Below are 15,305 nucleotides of genomic sequence, written 5' to 3'. Positions count from 1 at the left end.
GGTCCGCAATGGCGGAGATGGAACGGAGACGGCATGCGACTTCTGATCGTCGAGGACAGCGCGGAGCTGGTGGCGATGCTCCGCCCGCTCCTGGCCGGCGCCGGCTTCACGATCGATCACGCCGCCAGCGTCGAGGACGCCACACTGATGCTGGAACTGGGCAGCTATGCGGCCGTGATCCTGGATATCGGGCTGCCCGATGGTGACGGGCGGGGCGTCGTCCAGTCGGCGCGGGCGCGCGGGGATATCACGCCGGTGATCCTGCTGACCGCGCGCGGCAGCGTCGCGGATCGCGTCGCCGGCCTCGGCGCGGGCGGCGACGACTATCTGGTCAAGCCCTTCGCGCCGGAAGAACTGATCGCGCGCGTCCAGGCGCTGCTGCGACGAAACAACCTGATCGCGGACCGCCCCGTGACCTGCGGCAACGTCACCCTCGATCCCGCCACGCGCGAGGTGCGCATCGGTGACGCGCCGACGATCCTGTTCGCGCGGGAGCTGGCGATCCTGGAAATCCTGATCCAGCGGCGCGAGCGCGTCGTCGCCAAGGCGCAGATCGAAGCGCAGCTCTTCGGATTGGAGGGCGATCTGGGTTCGAATGCGGTCGAGGTGTACATCCACCGCCTGCGCCGACGCTTGGCCGATGCCGGCGCGAGCGCGCTAATCGTCACGATCCGCGGGGTCGGCTACATGCTGGCAGGACCGGCCGCATGATCCGCGCGCCGCGATCGCTGCTGTCGCGCATCCTGGCGTGGCATGCCGTGGCGGTGCTGATCACCGCCTTCGCCGTATCCGCCGGCGTCTACTGGATGCTCGAAACCACGGCCGAGCGGCTCGAGCGCCAGACGTTGCGATCGGAGGCGATGGCGATCCGCGACGATCTGATCGTTCGCGACGGGAAACTGGCACTGGCGTCGGCAGGTGCGCGGACAAGGCTGGAAATGGCCGGCCTTGGCTTTCGTGTCGCCGATGCGCGGGGCGCCGCGCTGATCGACGGGATGCCGGCGGCCCTGAAGCTGGCGGTGCGCGTCCCCCAGCGCACGACCGAGGTGTATCGGACACGGCGATCCCGCCACGCCTATTACGCAGCCCTCAGCGTACCCGTCGTTGTCGATCGGCAACGCCTGTGGATCCTGGTGGTGCAGAATCTCGACCATCCGGCCAATGTCCTCGACGACCTCGTCCGGCAGTTCCTGACCCACGGGCTCGTCGTGGTCGCGCCCTTGCTGGCGTTGCTGCTTGCGGTCGACGCCTGGATCATCCGTACCGCGCTTCGCCCGGTGCGGCGCGCCTCGGCGCTGGTGCGGACGATCGCACCCGCGCAACCGGACATCCGGCTGCCGGCTGCGGCATTGCCGACGGAGGTTCGCCCCCTCGCCCAAGGCGTGAACGATGCGCTCGACCGCCTGACCGAAAGCCTGCAGACCCAGCGCGACTTCACCGCCGATGCGGCCCATGCGCTGCGCACCCCGATCACGCTTGCCCGCGTTCGTGCCGAGCAAATCGCGGATCCACTGCTTGCCGAGGGGATCAAGCGGGATCTGGACGCCCTAGGCGGTATCGTCGCACAGCTGCTGGAAATCGCCGAGCTGGATTCGCTCGCGGGCATGCCGATGCAAACCGTGAACCTGACGGCACTGGCCCAGCAATCGGTCGCCGATATCGCGCCGCTGGCCTTCCGGCGTGGCCAGACGATCGCCTATGGCGGCGCGACGGGCCCGGTGCCGGTCCAGGCGCATCCCCAATTTCTGGACCGCGCCTTGCGGGCACTGGTCGAGAATGCCGTCCAGCACACGCCCGGCGGCACCGAGATCACCGTCGCCGTCACCGAAAGCGGGCAGCTGTCGGTAGAAGACAATGGCCCCGGCATTGCGGACGCGGAGCAGGCGCTGGTGTTCCAGCGCTTCTGGCGACGCGACCGCAAGGTACATGGCGGTGCCGGCCTGGGCCTGGCAGTGGTCGATGGCGTGGCACGGCTGCACGGCAGCCCGGCCGTGCTTTCTTCCGTGCCGGGGAGGACGGTCTTCACCCTCCAGCTTGCACCGGCAGCTCCTGCATGGAGCGATCCCGGCAGCGCCTAGGGTGCGGCTGCATCGTCCATGGCCGCGAGGTCGGCGAGCAGGTCCGGCCCCGTCGGCAGCCATTCGAGCCGCGCCCGGGTCGAATCGGCGGCAGCGCGCATGTCCCGTCCCACAAACGCGGCCATCCAGCCGAAATGTGCGGGTAGTTCCGCGGCAGAAAGCGAAACGAGCGGCAGATCGAGGCCGGTAGCGATCGTCCGCGCGATGTCGCGCATCGGCACGCCCTCCTCGGCAACGGCATGATAGCGTTCGCCGGCGCGTCCGCGATCAAGGGCCAGCACATAGAGTCTCGCGACATCGTGCACATGCGCGGCAGACCAGCGGTTCGCACCCTCGCCCGCATAGGCGACCACGCCCTTGGCGCGGGCGAGATCGATATAGGGGGAGATCAGGCCCTGCCGCACCGTGTCGTGCACCTGCGGCAACCGCACGACCCGGACGTCGACCCCGGCGTCGAGCAGCGCGTTGCCGGCCTGTTCGGACGCGATGCGCGGCAGCGGATGCGCGCTGTCGAACACCGCTTCAATCGCGGGCCCGCCGTCCGCCGGCGTACCGATGCCCACGGCGGAGGTGATCAGCAGCGGCCGGTCGGACCCGTGCAGGACCGAGCCCAGCGCTTCGATCACGCGCCGGTCCTTCTCGCAATTCTCCACATAATGGGCAAAGTCGTGGTCGAAGGCGGTGTGGATGATGGCGTCGCACTGCGTCGCGCCATCGCGCAGGCTGCCCAGATCCTCGAGCGTGCCGCGATGCGCCTCGGCGCCTGCGGCCAACAGGCGCCCGGCCCCGGCGTCCGATCTCGTAAGGCCCAGCACCTGGTGGCCGGCCGCCAGCAATTCGGGAAGAATGTGCGCGCCGATGAAGCCCGTCGCGCCGGTCAGAAATATCCGCATGAGACACCTCGTGGTTGTTCGCGGACACCTCTCGACCTATACCGTTTCCTGTTAAAGTAGTGGCTTTATCATGGTATAAACTTCACCAGGTTCGGCAATGTCGCCTGTATCTACCAACCCCCTGGGCACCTTTCTCCGCGACCGCCGGTCGCGGCTGGATCCTGCCGCGCTTGGCTTTCCGGCGGGGCGGCGGCGGACGCCCGGGTTGCGCCGGGAAGAGGTTGCGCAACGGGCGAACATCTCTGCCACCTGGTATACCTGGCTCGAACAGGGCCGCGGCGGCGCGCCGTCGGAAGATGTGCTCGAGCGCCTCGCCTCCGGCCTGATGCTGACCGCACCCGAGCGCGAGCACCTGTTCGTGCTGGGGCTCGGGCGGCCACCCGCGATCAAGATCCGCAGTTCGGACGAGGTCACGCCGCGCCTGCAGCGCGTCCTCGACGCGATGCCGGCCAGCCCGGCGATCATCAAGACCGCGACCTGGGACGTGGTCGCGTGGAATGCCGCGGCGGCGGCGGTGCTGACCGACTATAGCCTGCTACCCCGCGAACACCGCAACATCCTGCGTCTCGTCTTCACCAACTCCAAGGTGAAGTCAGCGCAGGAAGATTGGCGAAGCGTGGCCCGCTATGTCGTGGGTGCCTTTCGGGCGGACGCGGTGCGCGCCGGCGCGGCGGCGGAGATCACCCGGCTGGTCGAGGAACTGTCGCGGCTGAGCCCCGAATTCGAGGCGCTTTGGCAAGACAATGACGTTGCCGGGAATGCAAACGGGCACAAGCGGGTGCACCATCCCGAGCAGGGGATCCTCGAACTCGAATTCTCGTACTTCGCCATCGAAGGCCGCCCCGACCTGGGCATGATCGTCTACAATCCGGCGACCGACGATACGGCGCGGCGGATCGCATCGCTGATCGGGCCGAAGCCGTCCGCTTAGCCTGCCCCGCGGCGCGTACCGGCCTTCGGCAGGATCGTTCGAGGCGCCAGCAGGTCCCGGAGCGTGTCGGGCCTGTCCGCGATCCGCTCGAGCCGCGGATAGCGCAGTGGCCCCGCGTAAGGAATCGGCCGATCCGCTCGGACGCCATCCTGTTCGACCGTCAGCATCACCGGATGGCCAGCCGACGCCCGTATGGCGGCGAGCAGAGTCTCCGTACCAAACGCGGCCCCATCGATCGCCACGACGCGCGCGCCCGGGCGCAATCCGGCGCGAAAGGCGGGGCCGTCCCACGCTACCGCGCGAACGACGCCATTCTCTCGCACGGCAAGCCCGATCGAATAGCTGAGATCGGCAACGCCCGCCTCTTCCTCGGTGGCGCGGAAAGCAGCCGTAGGCGTATCGGTGAAGACCAGGCGCCAGCCATGGCTGCGGAGCCCGGCGGTCGTGTCGAGCGCGCCCTGCCCGTCGATCCATTGCCGCAGCCACCCGGCCCAATCGCCAGGTGCAACTGCCTCCAGCGTCTCGCAAAGGTCCTCGAACGTGTAGGTTCGCGTGGGCGCATCCGGTGTCGCTCCGGCGAAGAAGGCGCCGGCGAAATCGTCGATGCCGCGGTGCCCGCCGGTCCGCGCCCGCAGTTCACCATCCACTGCCAGCCACAGCAGCACGCCTTCCGAATAATAGTCGCGCCGCCGCTGCCAGTCGCGCCAGGGCACCGGCTGGCGGAGCATGAAGGCCGGGTAGTGGACGTCGTCGGACAGCGGCCGCCACGCGCGGCCGGGCCTAGCGGCGATCTCGGCGGCTTCGACCGCGATCCGGTCGCGCAGCTCCGCGGGGGTGAACTGCCCGGCCCGGGTCGCCAGCACCCGCCCCCAGAACTCTGTCTGCCCTTCATAGACCCACAACAGGCTACCCGAGACGGGCACGTTCGGCGTCGGCGCCCAAAGATCGGCCGGGATTCGGTAGAAGCCGTTCCAGGCATGGACGATCTCGTGCGCGATCAGGTCGCGGGAGAGGATCTGCGACTGCCAGTCGCGGAAGAGCGAGGATGGCAAGCCGTTCTCGCTCGACGACCGGTGCTCGGTGCCGCCCGAGGCGCCATCGTCGCCCAGGCGCGCGAGGATGTCGTAGTGCGCGAAGGGGGTGGTTCCGAAGACGGCCGTCATCTGTGCGATCAGCGCGGTCAGCTCCGCCACGCGTTCAGGCGGCACAGCCAGATCCGCAGGGCGCTGCGCGACAAGGTCGAGCGTCACGCTGCCGGTGGCGGGAACGGTCAGCGGCACCTGCCGAGTGTAGCGTCCGGCAAGGACGGGGGCGTCGAGCAGGGACTCGAGCGTCGTCTCGGCGAAGCGCAGCGTCGCGCTCCCAGCCGTTTCGACGTGCAATGCGGTGAAGGCGCGGAGCCTCGCCGGCAGCGTGACCGAAGCCGTGGTGCGGATGTTCCGGGCGTACCAGCCGGCCGGATACAGGACCAGCCGCTGCCAGGGCACGCTGACGATGTCGGGCGTCAGCAAGTCCCCGCCCGCCACCATCTGGAAGCGGACGTCGATCGCCTTGGCCCCCGCCGGCACATCGACATGAAAGGCATGCGGCTCGTAGGGGTCGCGCCGCCAGCGGACGGGCCGGCCTTCCGCCTCCACCACCAGCCCCGCCAGGTCGACGACGTTCAGGCTCGGCCCGTGGCTCGCGGCTTCCCAGCGGGGATAGAGCAGAGTCACCCGGGTGCCGCCCGCCACCGGAACATGCTCGCGCACGGTGAAGATGCGGTGCGCGATGTCGGTCGCATCGACCTGCAGGTCGAGCACGCCATGGAAGCCATGGTCCACCGGCAGGGGAACGCTCGCCGCCGGCGTGCGATATGCCGGCCCCTGCGACGGCTGCGCCCCGGCGATGCCGGTGCCACCGCAAAGTGCCACTGCCAACACCAACGGCTTGCCGAACGAAATCCTCACCAACCATGCTCCCTGGGCCATTGCCACCGCCGGCAGCTAGCGCAGCTGGCCGCATCGAAGATAGCGGTCAAGCGTCGGTGCCCACGAAGGGCAGGCGCCAGGTCGGCTGCCCCGTCAGGGCGAGGATCGCGTTCGCGATCGCGGGCGCGATCGGCGGGACGCCGGGCTCTCCCATGCCGGTGGGCGGCGCCGTCGATCGCAGGATATGGGTTTCCACGCGTGGCATGTCGTCCATGCGTGCAACCCGGTAGCCATCGAAGTTGCGTTGCTCGACGATCCCGTCCTTGAGCGTGATCGCACCGTACAGCGCTGCGGACAGGCCGAAGCCGATCCCGCCTTCCATCTGCGCAGCGATCTGGTCCGGGCTGATCGCGATGCCGCAATCCACCGCGGCAACGACACGGCGAACGATGGGCCGCCCACCTTCCAGCCGGACCTCGGCGACCTGGCCGACCACGGTGCCGGCATAGTCCTGTATTGCCAGCCCGCGCGCCCAGCCCGCATCGATCGGGGTGCCCCAGCTCGCCTCGCGACAGACCGCGTCGAGCACCGCCAGATGCCGCGTCGCACCGGCGCGGCGATACAGCGCGCGGCGATAGTCGGCGGGATCCCTGGCGGCGCGGCGCGCGAGCTGGTCGACGACATGCTCCATCACCATCGCGCTGTGCGAATGCCCGACCGAGCGCCAGAAGGTGGCGGTGACCGGGGACTTGGGCGTGAAGATCTTGCAGTCCACCGTCGATGCGCCGGCCAGATAGGGGGAATTCTTCACGCCCTCGTAATTCTGGCTGTTCGCCCCGAACGGCAGCAGCTGCTGCGCGACGATGTGGTGTCGCCAGGCCGTGGGCAAGCCGTCCGAGCCGGTTTCGATCCACACGCGGTGATGCGCCATCGGGCGGTAATAACCGCCGGTGAGATCGTCCTCCCGGCTCCAGAAAAGCTTGACCGGCCGGCCCTGCAGGCGTCGGGCGATATGGACGCACTCCGCCACATAATCACCCATCGCCGCACCCCGCCTGCCGAAGGATCCGCCGGCGGGGAGCACCTCGAGCTCGACCCTGCCGGGAATCGTCGGCGTGGCGATGGCGGCGTTGACGAGTTCGCCGGTCGCCAGATGGCTGCCGCAGGCGATCCGGACATGCCATCCGTCCACCTGCGCGACGCAATCGAGCGTCTCCATCGGCGCATGGGCGAGATAGGGAAAGTCGAACGCCGCCTCGAACTGCCTCTTGCCGAAGAGGCGGTCGGCATCGCCGCGCTGCAGGAACCGATCGGGCTTCAGGGTGGACTGGCCAAGCGCGATGCGATGATATTCCTGGACGATCTCCGGGGTGGAGCGGCGCTCGGCCTGGCGGTCGTCCCATTCTGTACGCAGCGCCGCGCGGGCGCGGAGCGCGGCGAAGCTGTTTTCCGCGACCACGGCCACGCCTGCGGGCATGGCGAACACGTCGACCACGCCCGTCACCTGGCGCGCCGCACGATCGTCGAAGCGCACGAGCCGGCCGCCGAAACGCGGGCTGCGCGCGAGCACGGCGAACAGCATGCCGCTACGCTGGATGTCCTGGGTATAAACCTGGGCGCCGGTGCTCTTGGGCAGCGCATCCTTGCGGCGCACGCGATCGGTACCGAGCAGCCGATATTCGGCGGGCTGCTTCAGTCGGGGCTGCTGCGGTGGCTTCTCCCTGGCGGCATCGGCGAGCAGCGCGGCAAAGGGTGCCGATCGTCCCGAGGCGGCGTGCGAGACGATGCCGTCGCGCACCCCGATCGAGGCGCGCGGCACCCGCCAGCGCCGCGCCGCGGCCGCGATGAACATCGCGCGCGCGGCGGCCCCGGCGCGGCGCATCGCGTCCCACTGCGTGCTCACCGAAAAGGACCCATAGGTCAGCTGGACGCCATAGGCGCGGAAATTGACCTCGGCGGGGATCACCCGAACGCGGTTCCAATCGGCGTCGAGCTCCTCGGCGATCATCGCCGCCAGCGCCGCGTGGATTCCCTGACCCAGTTCCTGCTGCTTGTTGACGATCGTCACCATCCCGTCGGCGGCGATGCGGATATACGCGCCGAACGCGCTCGGTTCGGGATCGTGGCCCCCGCCGCTCAGCAGCATGGCGGCGACCTCCATCGGATGGGTCGCTGCATAGCCGACGAGGAGCGCGCCGCCGGTCAGACTGCCGCCGAGGATCATCCGGCGGCGCGTCATGCGGAAGCCGTGTGCTGCGGGCTTGGTATCGGACATCAGAACATCTCCGGGAACGCTCTCAGGCGGGGCAATGCGCGCCGGTTTCCAGCCACGCCGCGACCAGCGCGCCGAACTGTGCCTGGGTGCCTGGCGCCGGGCGTCGCTGCGCACCGGGATGCCATGCCCAGCCGACCAGATCGTCGTGCGCCACATGCTCCAGCAGCGCGTCGCGGCGCAGATGCGCGCGCGAAGGATCGAGCAGCTGGCGGCAGATCGCGCCGAGCGACTTGCCCTGCCAGGCCATCTCCGGCGGCGCGAGACGCCAGCGGACATTGCCGGGCACGCCCGAAGCGGCGACATTGGCTGCCTGGTGGCAGGTGGTGCAGCGCAGGACCTCCGTGCCGCCGCCGTCCGGTCCCCGCGTCACCAGCGGCAGATGCGGGCGCATCGCCCCGCTCTGGGTCGGCCGAGCGCTGCGCGGATGGCAGTTCAGGCAACGCGGATGCTGAAACACCCGCCCGGCTTCGCGGAAGAGCGCGACCGAACGCTGCCGGGGATCGGCAATCTTGGAGAAGGCCCCCACCGGGCGAAGCGTCTCCGTGGGTGCGGAGGGTGGCGGCGGCAGCGGTGTCGCGCTCGGCTCGGTAGGGCGCAACAACAGGGCGCCGGCGACGCACAGCGCCGGTACCACAATCGCCGCTAGTTGCGGCGTACTCAGTCGCCGGCGGGGCCGCGCTGCCGTTGCCCGCTTCGTCATGCGCTTGCCCCGGCGACGGCAGCGGCGGCATCATGGATCGCCGCGCGGATGCGCGTATAGGTGGCGCAGCGGCAGAGATTGCCGCCCATCGCCGCGTCGATATCGGCGTCCGAGGGCGTGGGGATCGCGCGCAGCAAGGCAATCGCGCTCATCACCTGGCCGGATTGGCAGAAGCCGCATTGGGGCACGTCGCGTGCGACCCAGGCGTCGCGCACCGCCTGTGCCTGCGGGCCATCGACGCCTTCGATCGTCGTCACTTCGGCCGTGCCGAGCGCGTTCAACGGCACCGAGCAGGACCGAACCGGAGCACCGTCGAGATGGACCGTGCAGGCACCGCACTGGGCGGCGCCGCATCCATATTTCGTGCCGGTCAGATGGAGCGTGTCGCGCAGGATCCAGAGAAGCGGCGTCTCGCCGTCCGCCTCGATCCGGTGGCGCTGCCCGTTGACGGTGAGCAGATAGGGCATGGTTGGGCTCCTGGCGGGCGTTGATCGGGAAGGCAGCCCCGGCGCCGGCCTTGGAGAGCCCGCGCCGGGACGCTAGTCAGAAGCGATAGGCGAGCATCAGGCCAGCGATCGGCTGCCAGCGGCTGCCTTCGCGGGTGACCGGGCTGTCGGCTGCATCGCCGATCAGATAGCCGGCGCTGGCATGGGCGATGACGCCCAGATGGGGATCGAACCAATAGCCCGCGGTCACCCCGCCGCCGACGTCGCGCAGCCCCGATCCCGGGCGGTAGGGCGCGAGCCCACTCGCCGCCGCGCCCGCCGCGTCGATGCCGAAATAGGTGCGGGTGTATTTCTCGTCCGCCCAGGTCGTCCGCAGGTCGAAGGACAGGAACAGGTCACGGCGCTGCACGGCGGCGTAGGAGGCGCTCGCCGTTGCGAGCAGTCCGTCATGCGTGTCCGACACGTCGTGCACGACGGACAGTTCCAGCTGCACCCCGCCCTGCCCCTGCGCATTGCCGCCGATGCGGTAGCCGACGAAGCCGCCCGCCTCGACCGCGGTGCCGATCTCGGGAAGCCGCCCGAGCCGCCCGTCCACATCCTGTCGCGGCAGGCGCGGGCCGATCACCGGCCCGGCGGCGAAGCGCGGATCGGAGACCAGATCGACACGCGCACCATTGCCGCGGAGCTGGAAGTTGACGCCGCGCCAGCGGATATCGGCGGTGGCGAAGGGGAACGGGCGCACGTCGCCGGCACCGTCGAATTCGGGGACCACCCCGGCACCGAGCGCCACCATGCCATGGGCGCCGCCGTCCTCGGCAGGGGCCTGCTGGGCATGGGCGGCCGCGCTGGTCAGCACGGTAGTCCAGGCGAAGGAAAGCAGCAGCAGAATACGCATCTTCGAAACTCCTCGTCATGGGGGTAGCCGCCGGAGGCAGGGGAAGGCGCGGCCTCCGGCGGCGGTTCGAGGGCGCGCGCCGCCCAGGGGAAGGCGGTGGGCGATCCCTCGCCGGATCTGCGGCCGGGGTGCCGCAGACCCGATCTCAGGCCATCGCCGGTTCCCCGGCGGCGGCAGCGATGTGGCGGTTGGCGACCAGCATGGCCGCGGCGGTCACCACGCTGGCGATCGGCACGAGCAACAGGCCGAAGCGGAGTCCGTGGCGGATGCCCGCATCGCCAGCGGCATCGCTCACCGCGCCGACCAGCAGCGGCGCCAGCGTCGGCCCCAGCAGCCCCGACGCGATCAGGACCATGCTCGATGCCATCGCCTGATGGCCGGCGCCGGCGACCAGATGCGCGGCGCCGAAGGCCCCGGGCAGCATGAAGGCGAAGGACAGCATGGTCGGCACGAACAGCGCGATCGCGAGCCAGCCGATCGGCACGAACAGCGCGGCGCTGGCGGTGGCGCCCGCCACGAGGAACAATAGCGCGGGCGTCGCGAGCAGGCGGCGATTGCCGGCGCTGCGCCGCCGATCGAAGTCGCGCCCGCCCAGCAGCGTGCCGACCAGCCCCATGCTGCCCTGGAGCAGTCCGAAGGCGAGCCCCGCCTGCGCGGCGCTGAACCCATGGACACGGATAAGGAAGCTCGCGGCAAAGGCATAGAAAGGCGCGGACGCAAAGCCGACGCAGACCGCGGCAAGGAGCAGCCAGCGAAACGCGCGCGACGCCAGCAACACCCTGCCCGTCTTCAGGAACGGGACGCTTTCCCCTTGCTGCCGCAACGGCGGGGTCGGGCCCAGGCCGGCGACCAGGATCGCCAGGACGGCACCCGCGATTCCGGCGCCGAGCAGCGCCGTCCGCCAGCCATGCGCATCGACGACGACGCCGCCCAGCGCGAAGCCCAGCATCGTGCCGAGCGGAATGCCCATCGAAAACAGCCCGAGCGCGCGGCCGCGGCGATCCGGTGCGATCCGCCGCGCGATCAGCGCGTGCGCGGCGGGGATCGCGCCGGCCTCGCCGAGGGCGACGCCGAAGCGGCTGGCGGCGAGCGCGGCGAAGCTGGTGGCGAGCCCGCCCAGCCCAGTCATCGCGCTCCAGACCAGAACGCAGCCGAGCAGGACCAGCCTGGGCGAGCCGCGATCGGCAGCGCGGGCGATCGGCAGCGAAAAGAGCGTATAGCAAAGCGCCGATGCCAGACCGGTTACCAGGCCAATTTGGGCATCGCTCAGATCAAGATCGCGCTTGATCGGCTCTATCAGGATGAACGGCAATATCCTGTCGACCTGACAGACAATACTTACCAGCAAAAGTATTCCTACAAACCGTAGTTCTCTCGATTCACGAAGATGAATTGCTTCACGCACCGCGATCTCGCCCGCAAACTTCTGCAAATTTCGGGTTGACGGGATCGCTGGATCTGTCATCTTCGGGCAACACCTCGGCTTATCTGCGCCATCAAGTTAGAAGGTGTCTTCGATGACCAGAATGCCGGAAACCGCGAAAATCTTGCCTTTTCCTCCAAATGGCACCGCGCGTGGCGGGGCAGCGCACGCCCAGCCCATCGCGCCGCCGGACGATCGCGCAGCTGCAGCCTTGCGGGAAGCCGTGTACGCGCACATCGATGCGGGGGGCGGCGGCGAGGGGCTGTTCCCGCTGCCGGCGCCGGAAGTGCACGTCATCCGCGCGATGCGCCACGTCCCCGCGAACCGGCAGATCTATCGGCCGTCGTTGTGCGTGGTGGTGGAAGGCCTCAAGCAGATCGAGTTCGGCGACGACTCGCTCGAATATGGCGCGATGGAATGCTTGATCGTCAACATGGAGATGCCGGCGTCGGGCCGCATCGTCGGGGCGTCGCCGGGGGAGCCCTTCGTCGGCATGACGATCGACTTCAACCTGGAACTGCTGCGCGAGGTGCTCGAACAGCTCCAGCAGCGGCCCAAGCCCGGCAAGCATGACGGACCGAGCATCTTCGTGACGCGGGTGACCGATTCGCTCGCCGACTGCCTCGTCCGCATGCTGCGGCTGACCAAGACGCCCGAGGCGGTGCCGATCCTGTTCCCCTCGCTGATGCGCGAGGTCTATTACTGGCTGCTGACCGGGCCGCTGGGCGGCGAGATCTGCAAGCAACTCATCGCCGACACGCATCTGGAGCGGATCACCCGCGCGATCAGGCTGCTGCGCGAACGCTTCGCCGAGAAGCTGCGGATCGAGGATCTTGCGGACGCCGCGGGGATGAGCCCCTCCTCCTTCCACCAGCATTTCAAGACGCTGACGCTGATGACGCCGATCCAGTTCCAGAAGCAGCTGCGGCTGATGGAGGCGCGCCGGCTGATGCTGGACGATGCGGCGAACGTGACCACGGCGGCCTATCAGGTCGGCTATGAAAGCACGTCGCAGTTCACGCGGGAATATAGCCGTACCTTCGGCATCGCGCCGAAGCGCGACGTGCTCGAGCGCAAGGCGCTGATCGCGGCGGTGACCGGGCGGTAGCGCCCGCTGCGCCACGAAAGCGAGGATCGGACAGGTTTTCCGTGGCTTCGGGCAAGCGGGGCGCCGGGCGCCCCGCTATTCCGGCGGCAGTTGCACCTGATCCGAGAACAGACATGAATCGCTGGACCGCCGCCGACATCCCTTCGCAGCATGGCCGCTCGGCCGTCGTCACCGGCACCGGGGGCCTGGCCCTGGAGGACGCGCGCGCGCTCGCCGGCGCGGGCGCCGCGGTGGTGATCGCCGGCCGCAATCCCGAAAAGGGCGTGCAGGCGGTTGCAGCCGTGCTCGCGGCGGCCCCGGGCGCGACGGTACGGTTCGAATTTCTCGACCTCGCCAGCCTGGAATCGGTCGCGCGGTTCGCCGAGCGCCTGGCGGACCAGCAGGAGGGGCTGGACCTCCTGATCAACAACGCCGCCGTCATGGCACCGCCGACGCGGCTGGAGACCAGCGACGGCTTCGAACTGCAGTTCGGCACCAACTATCTCGGCCATTTCGCGCTCACCGCCCGGCTGCTGCCGCTGCTCAAGCGGGGAATGCAGCCGCGGGTGGTAACGCTGAGCAGCGTCGCCGCACGCGGCGGCGCGATCGCGTTCGACGACCTCCAGGCCGAGCACGGCTACCGGCCGATGTCGGTCTACAGCCAGTCCAAGCTGGCCTGCCTGATGTTCGCGCTGGAGCTCAGCCGGCAAAGCCGGTGGCACGGCTGGGGCATCGCAAGCATGGCGGCACATCCCGGCATCACCCGCACGGACCTGATCGTGAACGGCGCAGGTCCGCAGAGCGTCTCCGGGCGGCTACGGCGCTTCCTGCCCTTCCTGTTCCAGCCGGCCTGGCAGGGCGCACTGCCGACGCTCTTTGCCGCCACCGATCCCTCCGCGCAGGACGGCGGCTATTACGGCCCCCACGCCCTGGGCGGCACGCGCGGCTATCCCGCGCTCGAAAAGCCCCCTGCCCGGGCCCTGAACGGTGTTTCGGCGGCACGGCTATGGGAGGAATCTTGCAGGCTTGCGGGCGTCCGGTTCGATTGAGCTGTCTCTCGCATTGCTCGTTTGCAGGATGGGGCCAGAGGCGACTTACAGCCGCCCCTCTGCCTGAAGTCGCTCGAACAAGGCGACCAGCCAGTCGGCGAACACCCTCGTCCGCGGCGATACGGTGCGATGTCCGGGATGGAGCACCGATATCGGCACCGGCGGCGGCGGAAACTGCGCGAGGACGGGGATGAGCAAGCCCGCATCGATCTGGTGCTGCACGCGATAGCGCGGAACCTGGATGAGCCCGAGACCGGCGACGCCCGCCGCCGTGTAGAGCTCGGCCCCGCGAACGGTGACGTCGAACGGTAGCAGCACCTCTCGCGTCCCTCCGTCGACCATGAAGTCGAGCGCGTATGGCTGGCCGGAGGCGGACGCGGCGTAGGCGACCATGCGATGGCTGGGCAGATCCTCCAGCGCCGAGGGCATGCCGAACCGGTCGAGATAGTCGGGGCTCGCCAAGGTCGCCTGCTCGGCGTCCGCCACCTTCCGGCCAACGAGGGAGGAGTCCGGCAGGACTCCCGCCCGCAGCACGCAGTCGATGCCTTCCTCGACCAGATCCACCATGCGATCGGTCTCGCTCAGCCGGAGCTCGATCGACGGATGCTGGCGCAGGAATTCGGGGAGCGCCGGCAGGACAAAGAACCGCGCGAGCGTGCCCTGCATGTCGACGCACAACGGCCCCTTGGGTTCGGATGGCCGAAATCCACTTTCGATCTCGTCGAGGTCTGCTAGAAGCTGGACGCATCGCCCATAGTAGACAATGCCGTCGTCCGTCGGCCGGACAGCGCGGGTCGTGCGCTCCAGAAGCCGCGTGCCGAGATGCCCTTCCAGTTGCTGGATGGCGCGCGTGACCGTGGCGCGGGGGAACCCCAGGTCTCTCGCCGCGCCTGCGAAATTGCCGCGTTCCACGATCCGGACAAAGAGCCGCATGGTTTCGAACCGATCCATGCGTCCTCGGATGCGCCGATATGTATCGCACATCAAGCTGGGATTGTTGCCGCACTTGGAATGGTGAGTTCAGCTCCTACGGGATTGAGCGCTCAAGCTCCCGCGATACTGTTGTCTCCAACGAAACATGTAGAGGAGTTGGACATGCCGGCCCCATCTGTCCGCGCGGCGACACAGGCGCCTCGATTGCCCTCCCCCGCACTCGAAGGCTTTTACGCCCGCGGGCGCGTGGCCAGCTATGTTCTGCTCCGGATGGCCTTCGGTATCACCATCATGACCCACGGCTTGCCGAAGCTGACCGGCGGCGCCCACGGCTCGATGGCTGATCCGATGGCGGTTCGGTGAACCTGATCGAGAATATGCTGGGCCTGCCCTTCGCGCCGCAACTGGCTTTGTTCGTGGCGCTGCTCGAAAGCTTTGGCGGGTTGGCGATCGCCATCGGCTTCGCGACGCGGCTTGTCGCGCCGATGCTCGCGGTCCAGATGGCGGCGATCTGCCTTGCACTGGGGCCGACCTATCCCTGGATCGATCGGGGCATCGAATATCCGATCATCCTCGGCGTCGTCGCGCTGCACATTGCCATGAACGGGGCGGGCGCCTGGTCGATCGATACCCGCTTGGGGCGATCTGCTCGGAGTGCCTGACGGACCTCCCCCTGATCGGCGGG

The 15,305-nt window shown here is 69.0% G+C and carries 15 protein-coding genes; 7 read left to right on the top strand and 8 right to left on the bottom strand.

Annotated elements, in window-relative coordinates:
* The first annotated feature begins 33 nt into the window (after positions 1–33).
* Together ACX40Y_RS14890 and ACX40Y_RS14885 are read left to right on the top strand one after the other, a co-directional pair.
* Entirely contained in the window at positions 34–711 is a 678-nt protein-coding gene (locus tag ACX40Y_RS14890) for a response regulator (protein ID WP_459120355.1), read from the top strand.
* Entirely contained in the window at positions 708–2,078 is a 1,371-nt protein-coding gene (locus ACX40Y_RS14885; RefSeq protein ID WP_459120354.1) for a sensor histidine kinase, read from the top strand. The genes ACX40Y_RS14890 and ACX40Y_RS14885 overlap by 4 nt, the downstream gene beginning before the upstream one ends.
* Here the strand turns inward: ACX40Y_RS14885 and ACX40Y_RS14880 are convergent.
* On the bottom strand, positions 2,075–2,971 hold the full coding sequence (locus ACX40Y_RS14880; RefSeq protein ID WP_459120353.1) for an SDR family oxidoreductase: 897 nt from the start codon (positions 2,969–2,971) through the stop codon (positions 2,075–2,077). The genes ACX40Y_RS14885 and ACX40Y_RS14880 overlap by 4 nt on opposite strands.
* 97 nt (positions 2,972–3,068) lie before the next feature.
* Between ACX40Y_RS14880 and ACX40Y_RS14875 the strand changes: the two genes are divergently transcribed.
* The gene (locus tag ACX40Y_RS14875) at positions 3,069–3,902 is read left to right on the top strand and encodes a helix-turn-helix transcriptional regulator (protein WP_459120352.1); all 834 of its coding nucleotides are present in this window, start codon (positions 3,069–3,071) and stop codon (positions 3,900–3,902) included.
* On the opposite strand, the gene ACX40Y_RS14870 is transcribed toward ACX40Y_RS14875, so the two are convergent.
* The 6 genes from ACX40Y_RS14870 to ACX40Y_RS14845 all read right to left on the bottom strand — a co-directional run bounded on the left by ACX40Y_RS14870 (position 3,899) and on the right by ACX40Y_RS14845 (position 11,476).
* Entirely contained in the window at positions 3,899–5,851 is a 1,953-nt protein-coding gene (locus ACX40Y_RS14870) for a M61 family metallopeptidase (protein WP_459120351.1), read from the bottom strand. The two genes, ACX40Y_RS14875 and ACX40Y_RS14870, sit on opposite strands and share 4 nt — an antisense overlap.
* A 67-nt stretch (positions 5,852–5,918) precedes the next feature.
* A complete protein-coding gene (locus tag ACX40Y_RS14865) occupies positions 5,919–8,087 on the bottom strand; it encodes a xanthine dehydrogenase family protein molybdopterin-binding subunit (protein ID WP_459120350.1) in 2,169 nt (722 codons plus the stop codon).
* Positions 8,088–8,109: 22 nt separating this feature from the next.
* Positions 8,110–8,688: an Isoquinoline 1-oxidoreductase subunit gene (locus tag ACX40Y_RS14860; RefSeq protein ID WP_459120349.1), complete on the bottom strand. Its 579-nt coding sequence runs from the start codon at positions 8,686–8,688 to the stop codon at positions 8,110–8,112.
* A gap of 95 nt (positions 8,689–8,783) precedes the next feature.
* Entirely contained in the window at positions 8,784–9,254 is a 471-nt protein-coding gene (locus ACX40Y_RS14855) for a (2Fe-2S)-binding protein (RefSeq protein WP_459120348.1), read from the bottom strand.
* A 76-nt stretch (positions 9,255–9,330) separates the two neighbouring features.
* The gene (locus ACX40Y_RS14850) at positions 9,331–10,128 is read right to left on the bottom strand and encodes a MipA/OmpV family protein (RefSeq protein WP_459120347.1); all 798 of its coding nucleotides are present in this window, start codon (positions 10,126–10,128) and stop codon (positions 9,331–9,333) included.
* A gap of 145 nt (positions 10,129–10,273) precedes the next feature.
* Positions 10,274–11,476: an MFS transporter gene (locus tag ACX40Y_RS14845; protein WP_459120346.1), complete on the bottom strand. Its 1,203-nt coding sequence runs from the start codon at positions 11,474–11,476 to the stop codon at positions 10,274–10,276.
* 298 nt (positions 11,477–11,774) lie between these two features.
* Between ACX40Y_RS14845 and ACX40Y_RS14840 the strand changes: the two genes are divergently transcribed.
* Complete coding sequence (locus tag ACX40Y_RS14840; RefSeq protein ID WP_459120345.1) at positions 11,775–12,659, top strand: AraC family transcriptional regulator; 885 nt, start codon at positions 11,775–11,777, stop codon at positions 12,657–12,659.
* Positions 12,660–12,772: 113 nt separating this feature from the next.
* Entirely contained in the window at positions 12,773–13,687 is a 915-nt protein-coding gene (locus ACX40Y_RS14835; protein ID WP_459120344.1) for an SDR family oxidoreductase, read from the top strand.
* A 45-nt stretch (positions 13,688–13,732) separates the two neighbouring features.
* On the opposite strand, the gene ACX40Y_RS14830 is transcribed toward ACX40Y_RS14835, so the two are convergent.
* On the bottom strand, positions 13,733–14,638 hold the full coding sequence (locus ACX40Y_RS14830) for a LysR family transcriptional regulator (RefSeq protein ID WP_459120343.1): 906 nt from the start codon (positions 14,636–14,638) through the stop codon (positions 13,733–13,735).
* Between the two features lie 144 nt (positions 14,639–14,782).
* Here ACX40Y_RS14830 and ACX40Y_RS14825 point away from each other — a divergent pair, with 144 nt between their 5' ends.
* On the top strand, positions 14,783–14,983 hold the full coding sequence (locus ACX40Y_RS14825) for a hypothetical protein (RefSeq protein WP_459120342.1): 201 nt from the start codon (positions 14,783–14,785) through the stop codon (positions 14,981–14,983).
* A complete protein-coding gene (locus ACX40Y_RS14820; protein ID WP_459120341.1) occupies positions 14,980–15,282 on the top strand; it encodes a DoxX family protein in 303 nt (100 codons plus the stop codon). The genes ACX40Y_RS14825 and ACX40Y_RS14820 overlap by 4 nt, the downstream gene beginning before the upstream one ends.
* Positions 15,283–15,305: the final 23 nt, after the last annotated feature.

It is taken from the genome of Sphingomonas sp. RS6, from assembly GCF_054489705.1.
The sequence above is the reverse complement of the archived record's forward strand: the minus strand, read 5'-3'. Positions and strand labels throughout refer to the sequence as shown.